Genomic DNA, 14398 nt, shown 5'->3' with positions numbered 1-14398 from the left:
GACCAGCTTTGCTACAATCGGGCTTCACGATTTTTCGAGGTGCGTATGAGCGAGCCGATTCGTCTGACCCAGTACAGCCATGGTGCCGGTTGCGGCTGCAAGATCTCTCCGAAGATGCTGGAGGTGATCCTTGCCGAAAGCGGTACACAGGCGCTGGACCCTAAGCTCTGGGTTGGCAATGCCTCGCATGATGACGCGGCAGTTTACGCGCTGGACGATGAACGTGGCGTAGTTTCGACCACCGATTTCTTCATGCCTATCGTCGACGACCCGTACGATTTCGGTCGCATCGCCGCCACCAACGCCATCAGCGATATCTACGCCATGGGCGGCGATCCGCTCATGGCCATTGCCATTCTCGGCTGGCCGATCAATGTATTGGCCCCGGAAGTAGCCCGCGAAGTGATTCGCGGCGGTCGCGCGGTGTGCGCCGAAGCCGGTATCCCGCTGGCTGGTGGTCACTCGATCGATGCGCCAGAACCTATCTTCGGCCTGGCCGTGACCGGCGTAGTGCAAAAGCGCCACATGAAGCGCAACGACACCGCCATACAAGGTTGCCGCCTGTACCTGACCAAGCCTTTGGGCATCGGCATCCTCACCACAGCCGAGAAAAAATCCAAGCTGCGCGACCAGGACAAAGGGCTGGCCCGCGACTGGATGTGCACGCTGAACACCCCCGGCAGCCGCTTCGGCAAGCTTGCAGGCGTCAAGGCCATGACCGACGTTACCGGTTTCGGCCTGCTCGGCCATCTGGTTGAACTGGCAGACGGCAGCGGCTTGAGCGCACGCCTGAATTACAACGCCGTTCCGCGCCTACCGAGCGTCGAGCATTATCTGGCTGAGGGCTGTGTACCCGGCGGCACCTTGCGCAATTTCGAAAGCTATGGCGAAAAAATCGCGCCGTTGAACGACGAGCAGAAACACCTGCTGTGCGACCCGCAAACCAGCGGTGGCCTGTTGGTAGCGGTAACACCTGAAGGTGAAGCAGAGTTTCTCGCCCTGGCCGCTGAACTGGGCTTGAACCTGGCACCAATCGGCGAACTGGTCGAGCGACAGAGCCATGCGGTTGAGGTGCTGTAATGCGTGACAACACCACCGACTACCGCCAGCTGTTTTTGCACGATGTACCCATGATGGACATGCGCGCCCCGGTCGAATTTGCCAAGGGCGCCTTTCCCAACGCGATCAACCTGCCGCTGATGAACGACCTTGAGCGGCAAAAGGTTGGCACCTGCTACAAGCAGCAAGGCCAACAGGCCGCCATCGCCCTCGGCCATCAATTGGTCAGCGGGCAGACCAAGGACGAGCGTGTTGCTGCCTGGGTCGCCTTTGCCCAAGCCAACCCTGAGGGCTACCTCTACTGCTTTCGCGGCGGCCTGCGTTCGCAGATCGTCCAGCAATGGCTGCTAAGCGAGGCAGGCATTGAGTATCCCAAGGTGGTTGGTGGCTACAAGGCGCTGCGTAACTTTCTCCTCGACACTACCCAGAGTGCGGTGGCCGAGTGTGATTTCGTATTGATTGGCGGCCTGACGGGCACCGGCAAGACCGAGGTGCTGCAAGACCTGAACAACGCCCTGGATCTTGAAGGCCATGCCAACCATCGTGGCTCCAGCTTCGGGAAGCGCGCCACCGGGCAACCGGTGCAAATCGATTTCGAAAACAGCTTGGCCATCGACATCCTGAAGAAACGCGCACGCGGTCTCGAACAGTTCGTGCTCGAGGATGAAGGTCGAATCGTTGGCAGTTGCTCGCTGCCCCTGGAACTGTACCAAGGCATGCAGCAGTACCCGCTGGTATGGCTGGAAGACAGTTTCGACAATCGCGTCGAGCGCATTCTTGGCGACTATGTGACCAACCTGTGCGCCGAGTTCGTGGCGCTGCATGGCCCTGAGCAAGGCTTCACGCTGTTCGCCGCGCGCCTCAACCAGAGCATGGGCAATATCCTCAAGCGCTTGGGTGGCGAACGCTACCAGCGGCTTTCAACGTTGTTGCTGCAAGCCCTGGAAGAACAACAGCGCAGCGGTGCAGTCGACCTGCACCGTGCCTGGATCAGTGGTTTGCTCAGCGAGTACTACGACCCGATGTACGCCTTCCATCGCAACAGCAAGGTCGAGCGCATCGAGTTTTCCGGCAATCATGTCGAAGTCCGCGAATACCTGCGAGCCCGCGTAGCCCGACGCTGATCAAGCAATCAAGGCTGACTCAGTGTTGCCAACTCATCTGCACGAGCCTTGGTCATATCCAGGACACAGCCAGCACCATTGAGCTGATCGATGGTGCCGCCAGTGAGGTTGAAGTACACCTTGCAATTGGCGTCACGGTATTTGATCCACAAGCGCTGGGCATCGAGCAACTGAGTTTGCTGGGCAGGCTCCAGCGCAGCCTTGGCTTTTTTGTAGGCACTGTTGAGGCGCGCGTCCTGGCGTTCGATTTCGGCGCCGTTACAGTTGTTCATGTCCAACGTTGATTGGGCCGTTTCCATGCATTGGCTGTAGGCAGGCGAATCGTTTTGAGCCATGGCGAATGGGGCAACAACGGCCAGCAGCGTGAAAGCCAGTAGCGGGTATTTCATCTTCGGAACTCCTTGTAAGGGGCCCTCAGAATGCAGGGTGAAGGGGTGCGTCACAATAGGCAGCACTCAGGTTTCGCAGCTGCTGCGCAGCCAATCGCAGCGCAAGCCCGCGCTTACCGGGGTGGTGAGGCTGACACCTGCGCTACTCGCTCGCGCAACCAGCGGTGCCCAGGCTCACTTTCGCGACGTTGATGCCAAGCTTGCTGGAAAGCAAAGGCCTTGATCGGCAGCGGCGGATCGAAGCGCCGCAGGCGCGGGTCGAGTTTGCTGTTGTCGAGGCTACGTTGGGCAATGGTGAGGACCAGGTCGGTACCGGCAATCACTTCCTGCGCCGCTGCCCAGTGCGGCAATGCCAGTGCCACCCGGCGACGGGCGTCAATCGCTGAGAGCGCCAGATCGATCTCGTTGTCGACACCAGGTCGCACCGCAACCAGTACGTGCGGGCGCGACAGCCACTCGGCTAACTCCAGACCACCACGGACAGGCAAATGACGACGATCAGCGATACAGGTAAAACGTTCCTCAAACAGGGTTTCAACCTGTAGCTCTGCCGGTTGCTGCGCAAAAACACCCAATGCCAAGTCGGCCTCTCCATCGAACAGATGCCCGAGCATCGCTTCTCGACTGCCCTGGATCACCACCAGGTCTACCTCCGGTGCTTCATCACGCAGCACCCGCATCAGCCCCGGCAATACCACCCGCGCTCCATAGTCCGACATGGCCAGGCGAAAGCTGCGACGTGCCTTGCGCGGGTCAAATCCCGGATGGGCAAGCAACCCATCCAGCTGCTCCAAGGCCTGTTGCAATGGCTCGACCAAGGCCTGCGCCCGGGCGGTGGCCTGCAAGCGCCCACCACGGCGCACCAACAGGGGATCGGCAAACAGCTCGCGCAACTGCGCCAAGGCATGACTCACCGCAGGCTGACTGCGGTGCAAACGCAACGCCGCGCGCGAGACATGCTTTTCCGCCAGCAAGGCGTGCAAGGTCAGCAGCAAGTTAAGGTCGATACGGCGCAGATCATCCATCGGGCGAATAACTCCTGTGCAGCATTCGAATTTCCATTAGCAACATGGATAGCGAAGACTTTACCAAGACATTTTCAAGGAGTCTTGCCATGAGCGTATCTTTCACCCCGGCGGCCCTGCTGCCGCTTGCCATCGCCCTGCTAGCCGGCGCAGCAGTTCCTTTTCAGGCTGGCAGCAATGCCGCCTTGGGCCGTCTGCTCGGTCATCCGTTGTGGGCCACGCTGGTATCGCTGGGGGTGAGCGTGCTCATGGTGATACCGGCCCTGCTGATGCTGCGCGCGCCGCTACCCCAGGTCGGCGCCCTGGCTCAGGCCCCTTGGTGGGCCTGGCTGGGCGGAGTAGGAGGTGTGGCTTACATCACCGCAGCGCTGATGCTCACCCCACGCCTGGGCGCAGCCGGGTTTATCGTTTGCGTGATTGCGGGTCAAGTACTGTCATCCCTGCTGATCGATCAATGGGGTTTGATGGGCCTGGCGCAGCGGCCGGTGAATGGACTGCGCCTGGCCGGCGTCGGTCTGATTGTGCTCGGCATGCTGGTGGTGCAATGGGGCACTTCGACGTCGGCTAGATAGTGTCGGGGGTAATCGGCTGGATTGTAGGTTGCGGCTCCAGGGCGCGATCGATCTCAAATCTCAGGCCCGGTTCTTCAATGGCAAAACTGATCGTAAGGCCCAGCACTACCAGCAAGCCGCCGTCCAGCCAATGCCAGCCAGGGAGTGTGGCACCTCGACGCGCCTGAACACACCACCAGGCTTGCGCCAGGCAAAAGCCCAGAATCGACAGCAACCAGATGTAAAAACCCGGCGCGAAGTGGGTCAGGTAGACAAAGTTGTAGCTACGATTATCCGGCATCCGATCAACCCCGAAGCTGGTCAACGCCAGGCACAACGCGCCCAATCCCAACACCAACGATACCCAGCGCCAGCGACGATGCAGAAGAATTGCCAGCCCAAGCAAGGGATTGGCAAACCAGCCGAACATGCCAAATACCATGCCCCAAGGGCCATACAACAGCGCCTGCAAGGCGTGCAGGCGCCCGCCACCGGTGAGGTACATGGCGTTGAAGCACAAGCTCACCAAGAACAGCGCCAGGGTAATCGAAATGTAACGGCTAGCAATCATTGCGCAGTACCCGAGGATGCGGCACGGTCAGAACGCCTGTCCTTTCCGAGAGCCGCACAGTCTACCTCAAGGTTGCCGGGCGCTGCCCACGACGATCAGGCTACCTCAGCGCCATCATCCGGCCAGATCGGCTCGTTGGCTTCAAGCGGGGTCAAACCATAGGCTGCCCGCGCAGCATCACAACTCGGATTGGGCTGACCATTGACCCACGCCGCTTCGAACTCCCGGCAAGGGGTGGAGCGTTTTTCATAAAGGCTGCAGCTGACACCTTTACCAATCTCGCCCTCCAGGCCAATACAGCGGCAAGGCTTGCTATCGGTGCCGATCATCGCTACGCGGGTAGGATTGATCTGAACCACCAGGTCGTCGGGCACCAAACCTCCCGACGACTCGCACTCGCCCCAGAAAAATGACACACGGAAATACCCGCAGCAGGCGCCGCAGTTCAAACAAGGATTATGTTCGGACATGATGAGAAGACGGGGGGCAAGTTATCGTTATTGGGAGAAAACCCGCCGCCATTCTATGCTTCGCAACGATTTTGAGAAGGGGGTGCGAGCAGAAAAAAACCGTCGCTGACGGACGGTTTTTTCGTGGTCTCGCAGTGCGACTGCTGCGCTTACTTCTGAGACTTGCCCCCTACCCCATCAGCGCGGAACATCTGACGAATACCCCTGACTGCCTGACGGATCCGGTCCTGATTTTCGATCAGGGCAAAGCGTACGTGGTCATCGCCATAGTCGCCAAAGCCAATACCTGGGGATACGCAAACCTTGGCCTCAGCCAGCAGCTTTTTGGAAAACTCCAAAGAACCCAGATGAGCGTATTCCTCTGGGATTTTTGCCCAGACGTACATCGAAGCCTTGGGGTTTTCGACCATCCAGCCCAGCTCGTGCAACCCCTTGACCAGCACATTGCGACGCTGGCGATACTGCTCGGCAATATCCCGTACGCACTGCTGGTCGCCTTCCAGGGCAGCGATCGCGGCAACTTGCAGGGGGGTGAAGGTGCCGTAGTCGTGGTAGCTCTTGATTCGCGCCAAAGCGTTGACCAGCTCCGGGTTACCGACCATAAAACCGATTCGCCAGCCTGCCATGTTGTAGCTCTTGGATAGCGTGAAGAATTCGACGGCAATGTCCTTGGCGCCGGGAACCTGCATGATCGATGGCGCTTTCCAGCCGTCGTAGACGATGTCGGCGTAAGCCAGGTCGTGAATGACCAGCACGTCGTACTGCTTGGCCAAGGCCACTACGCGCTCGAAGAAGTCCAGTTCTACACACTGTGCAGTAGGGTTGGAAGGAAAGCCGAGAATCATCATCTTCGGCTTGGGGATCGACTCGCGAATCGCCCGTTCCAGCTCGTTGAAGAAGTCCACACCCGGCACCAGCGGTACCGAACGCACCTGGGCACCGGCAATTACCGCACCGTAGATATGAATCGGGTAGCTTGGGTTGGGGACCAGCACGGTATCGCCATGGTCCAGGGTGGCAAGCATCAGGTGCGCCAGGCCTTCCTTGGAACCAATGGTGACGATGGCTTCGCTTTCCGGGTCGATCTCGACCTCGTAGCGTTCTTTGTACCAACGCGAAATCGCCCGGCGCAGGCGGGGAATACCGCGAGAGGTCGAATAGCCGTGGGTGTCATCACGCTGGGCGACTTGCACCAGTTTCTCGACAATGTGCGGCGGCGTCGCCCCATCGGGGTTGCCCATGCTCAGGTCGATAATATCCTCGCCACGACGGCGCGCAGCCATCTTGAGTTCGGCGGTGATGTTGAAAACGTAAGGGGGGAGACGATCAATGCGCGCAAAGCGGCGCGGCGAACCTTGGTCAGCCATGGTTTCCTCGAAGACGTAAGCGCCCGGAACCGTCCGAGCGACGTTGGCCACTGCGGTGGCCGGGGCAAACAATAGAGCCTGGGCGTGCCGCCTGTCCAGTAGCAAAGTAAACACCAGGACGGCCAGCCCAGGCCGGCAGGCAACTAGCGGATGTCCTTGTAAGTGGCGGCGCTCCAAGTCACAGGACTCGCAAGGGCGCTGTCCGGTTGGAAGGCCCCGCCCTGGATACTTGAGAACGCCACACTTTGGCCCCCCAGACTGACGCGGCGCTCATTCTTCTCGGACTCGGTGATCACCGTGTATGAGTGCTTGCGCATCGACTCATATTTGCCCTCATCGCGAGCCAGTGCCTGATGGTGGTTGTTCAAATCGCCTTCACTGAGTTTGAGCATCTTGTTCAACTTTACCCCCCAGCGCGTCAGGCAGACCTCAGCAAAATGGCGAACGATCAAGCCAGGTTCGGCGAGCACCTTGCCGCCACCGGCACCATCCGCCGAGGCGTTGCCCACCAACGTCGCGTGTCGGCCTGACATAGGGTAGATATGGCAGCGGGTAGTGCCGTGGGTTTTCGGAACAACGCAGGAAAAACCCTTGGATCGCTCATCGCGTGAGAAGAAGCCAACGTACTCCTTCACATTGGCACCGAGTTGCACACGATGGCTGTCGAAATTGCCAACACCTGGAACCGGGTCAATGGCGAAAATGTTAACCGGGAGCTTGCTCAGTTCACTGTCTGCGAGCATCGCATTAGCGAGCATGTGACAGCTGATACCGCCCCGGCTCCATCCGACCAGGTTGACCTGGGTAGGGATGATGCCGTCCTTGCGAAATTGCTTGATGATCTGCTCCTGAAGCATCTGTGGAGTGATTTTGCGGTGACCGTAGTTGTACGTACGCCAGAACCAGGAGGCTGTCGCCGTAGGCTCAGGAATAGGCACGCCAGATGCCTTGAGGCGCTGATACTCGTCTTCACTGAGCTCCTTGCGCTGCCAATTGCTGCGGCCCTTGATGATCTGCATTGCGTGCTGAACGTTCTCTTCCCAGCCCTTACCGAACAAGGTCTGATTCCAGTTGTAGTAGCCACCGGGTTTTACGAACAGCTCATCGGCTTGCAGGTTGCCACTGCCAGGCCCGTCGACTGCAATCCAATGGGCGTACTCCTTGCCCTGATCGTTGGCAGCCAGGGTCGAAACCAGCTCGCCATTCCAGAAGCTGGGGTTGGCGTCATCGAAGCGATGGGAGCCGGTGCCACAAAAATAGACAGTCAGTACACTCATGTAATTATCCTCCGTGAATGAGTAGTGGCGCACTCTAATCACGGTATTCACGCAGCAGCAGAGGGCAACCCTGCCCTACTGCGCATTGACCGAGGCACAAACAAAAACGCCCCGAACCTTGCGGTTCGGGGCGTTCTCATTCAACCCGACACACTCAATGTGCGTAGGTCAGCAAAAGCTCTGTCGGCACTTTGGTGTCCAGCGACATCATCACGCTCAAGGCTGTGATGGTGAAGATGGAGAACACAAACAACTTGCGTGCCCACAGGCGATCATCCACCGCCTTGTAGCCGGTCCAGGCCATGTACAGCCAGTACATGCCCATGGCCGCAGCCACCGCCATGTAGCTCATGCCCGCATAACCACCGATGGTGAGCATCAGGGTTGCCGCGAGGAACGCGACGATGTACCAGAGGATGTGCTTCTTGGCGACCAGGATGCCGCGCTTGACCGGAAGAACCGGAATCGAGGCAGCCAGGTAGTCGTTGAAGCGGAAGATCGCGATGGCATAGGAATGCGGCATCTGCCAAAGGCTGAACATCACCAGCAGCGTCAGTGCAGCCAGATCGAAGGTATTGCTCACGGCGCAGTAGCCGATCACCGGAGGCATGGCACCGGACAGGCTGCCAACCAGGGTGCCGTGCACCGATTTACGCTTCAGATACAGGCTGTAGAAACCTACATAGATGATGAAGCCGATCAGGCCGAACAACGCTGCCAGCGCGTTGGCCTGCACGTACAGCAGGCCAAGGCCGGCCACCCCTAGCAGGGTGGCATAGGCCAAGGCGACTTTCAGCGAGATCTGACCTTGAACCATCGCACGGTTCTTGGTGCGCTCCATCTTGATGTCGATGTCACGGTCGATGCAGTTGTTGAACACGCAACCGGACGCCACCACCAACGAAGTACCAATCACTGTGGCCAGGAACAGCAGGAAGTCGACATGCCCTTGCGCGGCAAGGAAGAAACCGCCCGCCACAGAAAGCACGTTACCGAAAATGATCCCCGGTTTGGTGATTTGGATAAAGTGCTTAATGGACATGTCGTCTTACCTCACTTCGCCATCATGCTGGTGTGGATGCTGAACATGATCCACAGCGACAGGCCTACCAGCAGTGCAATGACCATCGCGGTGAACAGGAAGGTCGACACGTTGGAACGCTGCTCGGCAGAACGGTCCATGTGCAGGAAGTACACCAAGTGCACGACCACCTGAATGACCGCCAGGGCCACTACGACCATGATAGTGATGTCCTTCGGCATGCTTGGGAACATCACCAGGCCGAATGGAATTGCAGTCAGGATCACCGAGAGGATGAAGCCGATTACATAGGACTTGACGCTACCGTGGTTGCCCTCGGCGTGGCTGTTATGTGCATTAGCCATTTACAGAACCCCCAGCAGATACACGACGGTGAACACACAGATCCAGACCACGTCCAGGAAGTGCCAGAACAGGCTCAGGCAGCTCATACGGGTCTTGGCAGTGCCAGTGATACCGTGCTTGTTGATCTGGTACATCATCACCGCCATCCAGATCAGACCAGCAGTCACGTGCAGACCGTGGGTGCCCACCAGCGCAAAGAACGCCGAGAGGAAACCGCTGCGCTGCGGGCCGAAGCCCTCAGCGATCAGGTGATGGAATTCATAGATTTCCATCGCGATGAAGCCGGCACCAAACAGGAAGGTGACAGCCAGCCAGCCCAGCACGCCGCTCTTGTTGCCTTTGAACATCTGCAACATGGCGAAGCCGAAGGTGATACTCGAGAACAACAGCAACGCGGTTTCGACCGCGACAAAGTCCAGTTGGAAAATGTCGTGACCGGACGGGCCGCCGGCAAAACTGCCGGACAGCACCGCGTAGGTAGCGAAGAGCGACGCAAACAAGATGCAGTCGGTCATCAGGTACAGCCAGAAACCGAAGACGGTCATCTGGCCCGAGTCGTGGTGGTGATCGTCATGGCCATGGTCGTGACCATGGGCATGAGTGTCTGCATTGATTACATGACTGGACATTGATTAAACCCGCTCAAACGATTTGACACGTGCGCCGTCCGGCGAACCGGTAGCCAGGCCCAGGGCCTTCATGCGCTCGCCTTCGATACGCGCCACTTCCTCGGCAGGAACCATGTAGCCCTGGTCGTCACGCGCAGCGTGGGCGACGAAGACAGCGATGGTGCCAACCAGGCTGGCTGCAACCAGCCACCAGATGTGCCAGATGAAAGCGAAACCGAATACGGTGAGCAACGCACCCATGAACACACCGGTAGAGGTGTTGTTCGGCATGTGGATCGCTTCGTACTTGGCCGGAACCTTGTAGGCACCGCCGGCTTGCTTGGTTTCGTGCCAGGCGTCGAGCTCGACGTTTTCAGGCATGGTGGCGAAGTTGTAGAACGGAGGTGGCGACGAAGTCGACCATTCCAGGGTACGGCCGCCCCATGGGTCGCCGGTCACGTCCATGTTGTCCTTGCGGTCGCGGATCGAAACGTACAGCTGGATCAGCTGGCAAGCGATACCGAACAGGATCAGCACGGCGCCGAATACGGCTACGTACAGGTAGGGTTCCCACAGTGGGTTGTCGGAGTGGTTCAGACGACGGGTCATACCCATGAAGCCCAGGGCGTACAGTGGCATGAAGGCCACGTAGAAACCGGAGATCCAGAACCAGAAGGCAGCTTTGCCCCACTTCTCGTTCAGGGTGAAACCGAAGGCTTTCGGGAACCAGAAGGCGAAGCCGGCAATGTAGCCGAATACCGCACCACCGATGATCACGTTGTGGAAGTGAGCGATTACGAACAGGCTGTTGTGCAGAACGAAGTCAGCACCTGGAACAGCCAGCAGTACGCCGGTCATACCACCAATGGAGAAGGTAACCATGAAGCCCAGGGTCCACAGGACCGGCGCGGTGAAGCGCAGACGGCCTTGGTAGATCGTGAACAGCCAGTTGAACAACTTCACCCCGGTCGGAATCGAGATCAGCATGGTTGCCAACCCGAAGAAGGTGTTGACGCTTGCGCCCGAACCCATGGTGAAGAAGTGGTGCAGCCATACCGCAAAGCCCAGTACCGCGATCGCGCCCGAAGCGTAGATCATCGACTTGTGGCCGAACAGACGCTTACCTGCGAAGGTCGAGGTCACTTCCGAGAACACACCGAAGGCCGGCAGGATCAGGATGTAGACCTCAGGGTGACCCCAAGCCCAGAACAGGTTGACGTACATCATCGGGTTCCCACCAAGCTCGTTGGTGAAAATGTGGAAGTCCAGATAACGGTCAACAGTCAGCAGTGCCAGAGCGGCGGTCAGAATCGGGAACGAAGCAACGATCAGTACGTTGGCCCAGGTGCAGGTCCAAGTGAAGATCGGCATGTCCATCAGCTTCATGCCAGGGGCACGCATTTTCAGCACGGTGGCCAGGAAGTTGACCCCCGTTAGCGTCGTACCTAGCCCCGATAGCTGTAGCGCCCAAATGTAGTAGTCGACACCCACGCCCGGACTGTATTGGATACCCGCCAGCGGTGGATAAGCGACCCAGCCAGTCTTGGCGAATTCACCAACACCCAGGGACACGTTGACCAGCACGACGCCGGACACCAGGAGCCAGAAGCTCAGGGAGTTGAGGAACGGGAAAGCAACGTCACGCGCACCGATCTGCAGAGGCAGGGCCAGGTTCATCAGGCCGGTGAAGAATGGCATTGCCATGAAGATGATCATGATCACACCGTGAGCGGTGAAGATCTGGTCATAGTGTTCGGGAGGCAGGTAGCCTTCGGAACCGCCGGTGGCCATGGCCAACTGCGTACGCATCATGATGGCATCGGCAAAACCGCGCAGCAGCATGATCATCGCGACGATGATGTACATCACCCCGATTTTCTTGTGGTCGACCGAAGTCAGCCACTCGGACCACAGGTAGGTCCATTTTTTGAAATAGGTGATTGCACCAACGAGCGCGAGACCGCCGAGCGCAATCATGGCAAGTGTCACCATGACTATCGGCTCGTGATACGGAATCGCATCCAGACTTAGTTTACCGAACATCTCTTACTCCTCTGCCCCAGCAGCTGAATGCATACTCACGTCCATCCCTTCGGTACCGGCCGCTTCTTTGCTCTGCTCTTTCTCGTGGACTGGCCGGCCGCGGTTCATGCCTTCGTACTTGTCGACGATGGACTGGAACTGCTCAGGCGAGGCCACGCTGTACAGCGCGACTGGATTGTTTTCGCTAGTTTTGGCCAATGCAGCGTATTCAGCCGCATCCAGCTGTTTTGGCGATTGCTTGACTTCGTTCACCCATGCTTCGAAATCAGCCTGGGAGGTGGCGGTTGCCTTGAACTTCATACCGGTGAAGCCCGCGCCGCTGTAGTTCGCCGAGATACCGTCGAACTCGCCATTTTCGTTGGCGATCAGGTGCAGCTTGGTGGTCATACCGGCCATTGCATAGATCTGGCCGCCCAGGCCCGGGATGAAGAACGAGTTCATCACAGAGTCCGAGGTCACGCGGAAGTTGATCGGGGTGTTAGCCGGGAAGACGATCTTGTTGACCGTGGCAATGCCTTGTTCCGGGTAGATGAACAGCCATTTCCAGTCCAGGGCAACCACGTCGATCTGCACCGGCTTCACATCGGAAACCAGCGGACGATACGGGTCCAGCTCATGGGTGGTCTTGTAGGTCACATAGCCCAAGGCAATGATGATCAGAACCGGGATAGTCCATACCGCCACTTCGATCTTGGTCGAGTGCGACCAGTCAGGCGTGTAAGTAGCGGCCTTGTTGGAGGCGCGGTACTTCCAGGCGAAAGCGAGGGTCATGAAAATGACAGGAATCACCACCAGCAACATCAAGCCGGTAGCGATCAGGATAAGGTTCTTTTGCTCAATGCCGACCTGACCTTTCGGGTCGAGCAGGGTCCAGTTGCACCCACTGAGTAAAAGCATGCCTAAAAAGGGCAGAATGCCAAACAGTCTGGGGTAACGCTTTTTACTCATCTCACGACCTCTAGAGCAGCTTGCTTCAATGCAATTTGTGTTTTGGTCGCCAACACTTCGTCCTGCCAAGCGTTAGCATTTATGGGAGCGGGTACGGTCATGCCTTGAGGCCAGCTGCGGCGGCTCGGCATAAACCGGGTACTGCGGTGTTTATTGTTTTGACTTCGTAGGCAACAGGCCTGTGTTCAGACCAATTCCATTTGGTGCGGGAAATCACGGAGGGGGGTCAGCCCGGCATCGCCGCGGGCGATGCTCGTCAGAGTCTGCAAAAAAGAGCCTGAGCTCCTTTAATCCTGCGACTCGCAAGCGGTGCCGAACGGAAATTGGGGGCGATTGTAGATAGGTCGTCATTCAATGACTATGACTAATTGAGCAACAGTCCTTTACAGAATTGACAATAATCAAGCCTAAAAAATCAGTTTCGCGACAGTTTGTCGCACCCCTCTCAATACCCCTGAAGCCCTTGAAATACAAGGTCTCGCGCTTGATCTGAATCAAGAGAAGTGCAACGTCGCAGCGATGTTTCCGAAGGTGGCGCAGATGTATCAAAACATTACTTTTGTCTAAGGCTTGCGGCGATTGCGGTAGATACCGACGGGCACCAGAACAGCCGTAAGCGTAAAGGCAAGCAATGCCCATTGCGCCAACGACAAACCCAACACCGGTGGGTAAGGCGTAGAGCAGAATCCATCGACCTGGAACACCAGTGGCAATACCGACGCCAGGGGCAGGCCATCGACGATCGGCTGCAGGGTATCGATGCCGCAACTGATCGCAGGGTTGGCGAGGATATACACATGGTTGCCAGCAGCGGCCATGCCGCCGATGGCGCTCAGTACCACCAGGCCTTCAAGGATGGTGAGGCTGCGACGTCCTGGCATTGCCGCACCGATGAATGCAAACACCGCTATCAACAGCAAGGCGTAGCGCTGCAGGATACACAGCGGGCAAGGCGCCTCGCCGAGAACGATCTGCATATATAAGGCACCGCCAATCAAGGCCAGGCAGATCACCCCCAGCAGTACCAGAAAGCGCCGTTCCCGGTTCAGGCGCGATGTGTGCTCGTTCATTGCATATCCTTAGTTGACTGAATGGCTCTTCTGCCTTGGCGGGAATTCTACACGCTCATCAAGACCTTCAAGAACGGTAAAAGTGCCGCGCTGACGGTTTCAACCCGGCATGACCGGTTCTGCAAAAGCAGAATGCTGATTTGCCACTATCTTAGTCATGTGGATTACCCTATCATTAACACTGTACAAATAAACAGTATCGAGTACCTCGATATTCAAAAGGCATGTGAGGTGATGAATGGCCGTCGAAGTGGTATACCGCAGCAGCCGCGATCTGGAGCGCTTGTTCATGGATAAAGCCGAAGCTGACCGTCACGACAAAATGCTCGAGTTGGCCGAGCTGCTCGCCGAGGTCCTGAAAAAAGCCGTGCCGTCGCTGAGCGAGCAACAAGTCGAGGATGCTGGCATTTATATGGCGAAAAACCGCGATGTGTTTGCCAAGGCGTTCAAGAGCCAACCGGACGCATTGTCCGAGCTGCTGACTGACAGCGCAGCAGAATAAATACCCG

Annotated in this window: 16 protein-coding genes; 4 read left to right on the top strand and 12 right to left on the bottom strand. The window is 57.8% G+C overall.

Annotation, left to right across the window (positions count from 1 at the left end):
* The first annotated feature begins 45 nt into the window (after nucleotides 1-45).
* Both selD and mnmH read left to right on the top strand, forming a co-directional pair.
* A complete protein-coding gene (selD, locus tag V0R60_RS14000; protein WP_330079897.1) occupies nucleotides 46-1080 on the top strand; it encodes a selenide, water dikinase SelD in 1035 nt (344 codons plus the stop codon).
* Complete coding sequence (gene mnmH / locus V0R60_RS13995; protein ID WP_136478072.1) at nucleotides 1080-2183, top strand: tRNA 2-selenouridine(34) synthase MnmH; 1104 nt, start codon at nucleotides 1080-1082, stop codon at nucleotides 2181-2183. The genes selD and mnmH overlap by 1 nt, the downstream gene beginning before the upstream one ends.
* A gap of 8 nt (nucleotides 2184-2191) precedes the next feature.
* Here mnmH and V0R60_RS13990 read toward each other — a convergent pair whose 3' ends face one another.
* Nucleotides 2192-2572 (bottom strand): lysozyme inhibitor LprI family protein, encoded by a 381-nt coding sequence (locus tag V0R60_RS13990; protein WP_136478073.1) that lies wholly within the window; start codon nucleotides 2570-2572, stop codon nucleotides 2192-2194.
* Between the two features lie 113 nt (nucleotides 2573-2685).
* Nucleotides 2686-3597 carry a LysR family transcriptional regulator gene (locus V0R60_RS13985; protein ID WP_136478074.1) on the bottom strand — a complete coding sequence of 304 codons (912 nt, stop codon included), beginning with the start codon at nucleotides 3595-3597 and terminating at the stop codon, nucleotides 2686-2688.
* An 89-nt stretch (nucleotides 3598-3686) separates the two neighbouring features.
* On the opposite strand from V0R60_RS13985, the gene V0R60_RS13980 reads away from it, so the two are divergent.
* Complete coding sequence (locus tag V0R60_RS13980; RefSeq protein ID WP_136478075.1) at nucleotides 3687-4169, top strand: DMT family transporter; 483 nt, start codon at nucleotides 3687-3689, stop codon at nucleotides 4167-4169.
* Here the strand turns inward: V0R60_RS13980 and V0R60_RS13975 are convergent.
* The 10 genes from V0R60_RS13975 to V0R60_RS13930 all read right to left on the bottom strand — a co-directional run bounded on the left by V0R60_RS13975 (nucleotide 4162) and on the right by V0R60_RS13930 (nucleotide 13889).
* Nucleotides 4162-4719 carry a hypothetical protein gene (locus tag V0R60_RS13975; protein ID WP_371922222.1) on the bottom strand — a complete coding sequence of 186 codons (558 nt, stop codon included), beginning with the start codon at nucleotides 4717-4719 and terminating at the stop codon, nucleotides 4162-4164. The genes V0R60_RS13980 and V0R60_RS13975 overlap by 8 nt on opposite strands.
* A gap of 95 nt (nucleotides 4720-4814) precedes the next feature.
* Nucleotides 4815-5189, bottom strand: coding sequence for a YkgJ family cysteine cluster protein (locus V0R60_RS13970; protein ID WP_136478076.1), 375 nt, complete (start codon nucleotides 5187-5189; stop codon nucleotides 4815-4817).
* Between the two features lie 149 nt (nucleotides 5190-5338).
* Nucleotides 5339-6556, bottom strand: a complete 1218-nt coding sequence (gene alaC, locus V0R60_RS13965) for an alanine transaminase (protein ID WP_136479028.1) — start codon at nucleotides 6554-6556, stop codon at nucleotides 5339-5341.
* 143 nt (nucleotides 6557-6699) lie between these two features.
* Nucleotides 6700-7833 (bottom strand): hypothetical protein, encoded by a 1134-nt coding sequence (locus V0R60_RS13960; protein ID WP_136478077.1) that lies wholly within the window; start codon nucleotides 7831-7833, stop codon nucleotides 6700-6702.
* Nucleotides 7834-7987: 154 nt separating this feature from the next.
* Nucleotides 7988-8875, bottom strand: coding sequence for a heme o synthase (gene cyoE, locus V0R60_RS13955; RefSeq protein ID WP_136478078.1), 888 nt, complete (start codon nucleotides 8873-8875; stop codon nucleotides 7988-7990).
* A gap of 11 nt (nucleotides 8876-8886) precedes the next feature.
* Entirely contained in the window at nucleotides 8887-9219 is a 333-nt protein-coding gene (cyoD, locus tag V0R60_RS13950) for a cytochrome o ubiquinol oxidase subunit IV (protein ID WP_045188206.1), read from the bottom strand.
* The gene (locus V0R60_RS13945) at nucleotides 9220-9849 is read right to left on the bottom strand and encodes a cytochrome o ubiquinol oxidase subunit III (RefSeq protein ID WP_136478079.1); all 630 of its coding nucleotides are present in this window, start codon (nucleotides 9847-9849) and stop codon (nucleotides 9220-9222) included. It abuts the gene before it with no gap.
* Between the two features lie 3 nt (nucleotides 9850-9852).
* Nucleotides 9853-11871, bottom strand: a complete 2019-nt coding sequence (gene cyoB, locus V0R60_RS13940) for a cytochrome o ubiquinol oxidase subunit I (protein WP_136478080.1) — start codon at nucleotides 11869-11871, stop codon at nucleotides 9853-9855.
* Between the two features lie 3 nt (nucleotides 11872-11874).
* Nucleotides 11875-12819, bottom strand: a complete 945-nt coding sequence (gene cyoA / locus V0R60_RS13935) for a ubiquinol oxidase subunit II (RefSeq protein WP_136478081.1) — start codon at nucleotides 12817-12819, stop codon at nucleotides 11875-11877.
* A 563-nt stretch (nucleotides 12820-13382) separates the two neighbouring features.
* On the bottom strand, nucleotides 13383-13889 hold the full coding sequence (locus V0R60_RS13930; protein WP_136478082.1) for a disulfide bond formation protein B: 507 nt from the start codon (nucleotides 13887-13889) through the stop codon (nucleotides 13383-13385).
* Between the two features lie 238 nt (nucleotides 13890-14127).
* Here V0R60_RS13930 and V0R60_RS13925 point away from each other — a divergent pair, with 238 nt between their 5' ends.
* Nucleotides 14128-14391 carry a YebG family protein gene (locus V0R60_RS13925; protein WP_136478083.1) on the top strand — a complete coding sequence of 88 codons (264 nt, stop codon included), beginning with the start codon at nucleotides 14128-14130 and terminating at the stop codon, nucleotides 14389-14391.
* Nucleotides 14392-14398: the final 7 nt, after the last annotated feature.

This window comes from Pseudomonas auratipiscis, from assembly GCF_036324085.1.
Taxonomy (GTDB): domain Bacteria; phylum Pseudomonadota; class Gammaproteobacteria; order Pseudomonadales; family Pseudomonadaceae; genus Aquipseudomonas; species Aquipseudomonas auratipiscis.
Note: the sequence above shows the minus strand (reverse complement) of the source record. Positions and strands in the feature narration are given on the sequence as shown.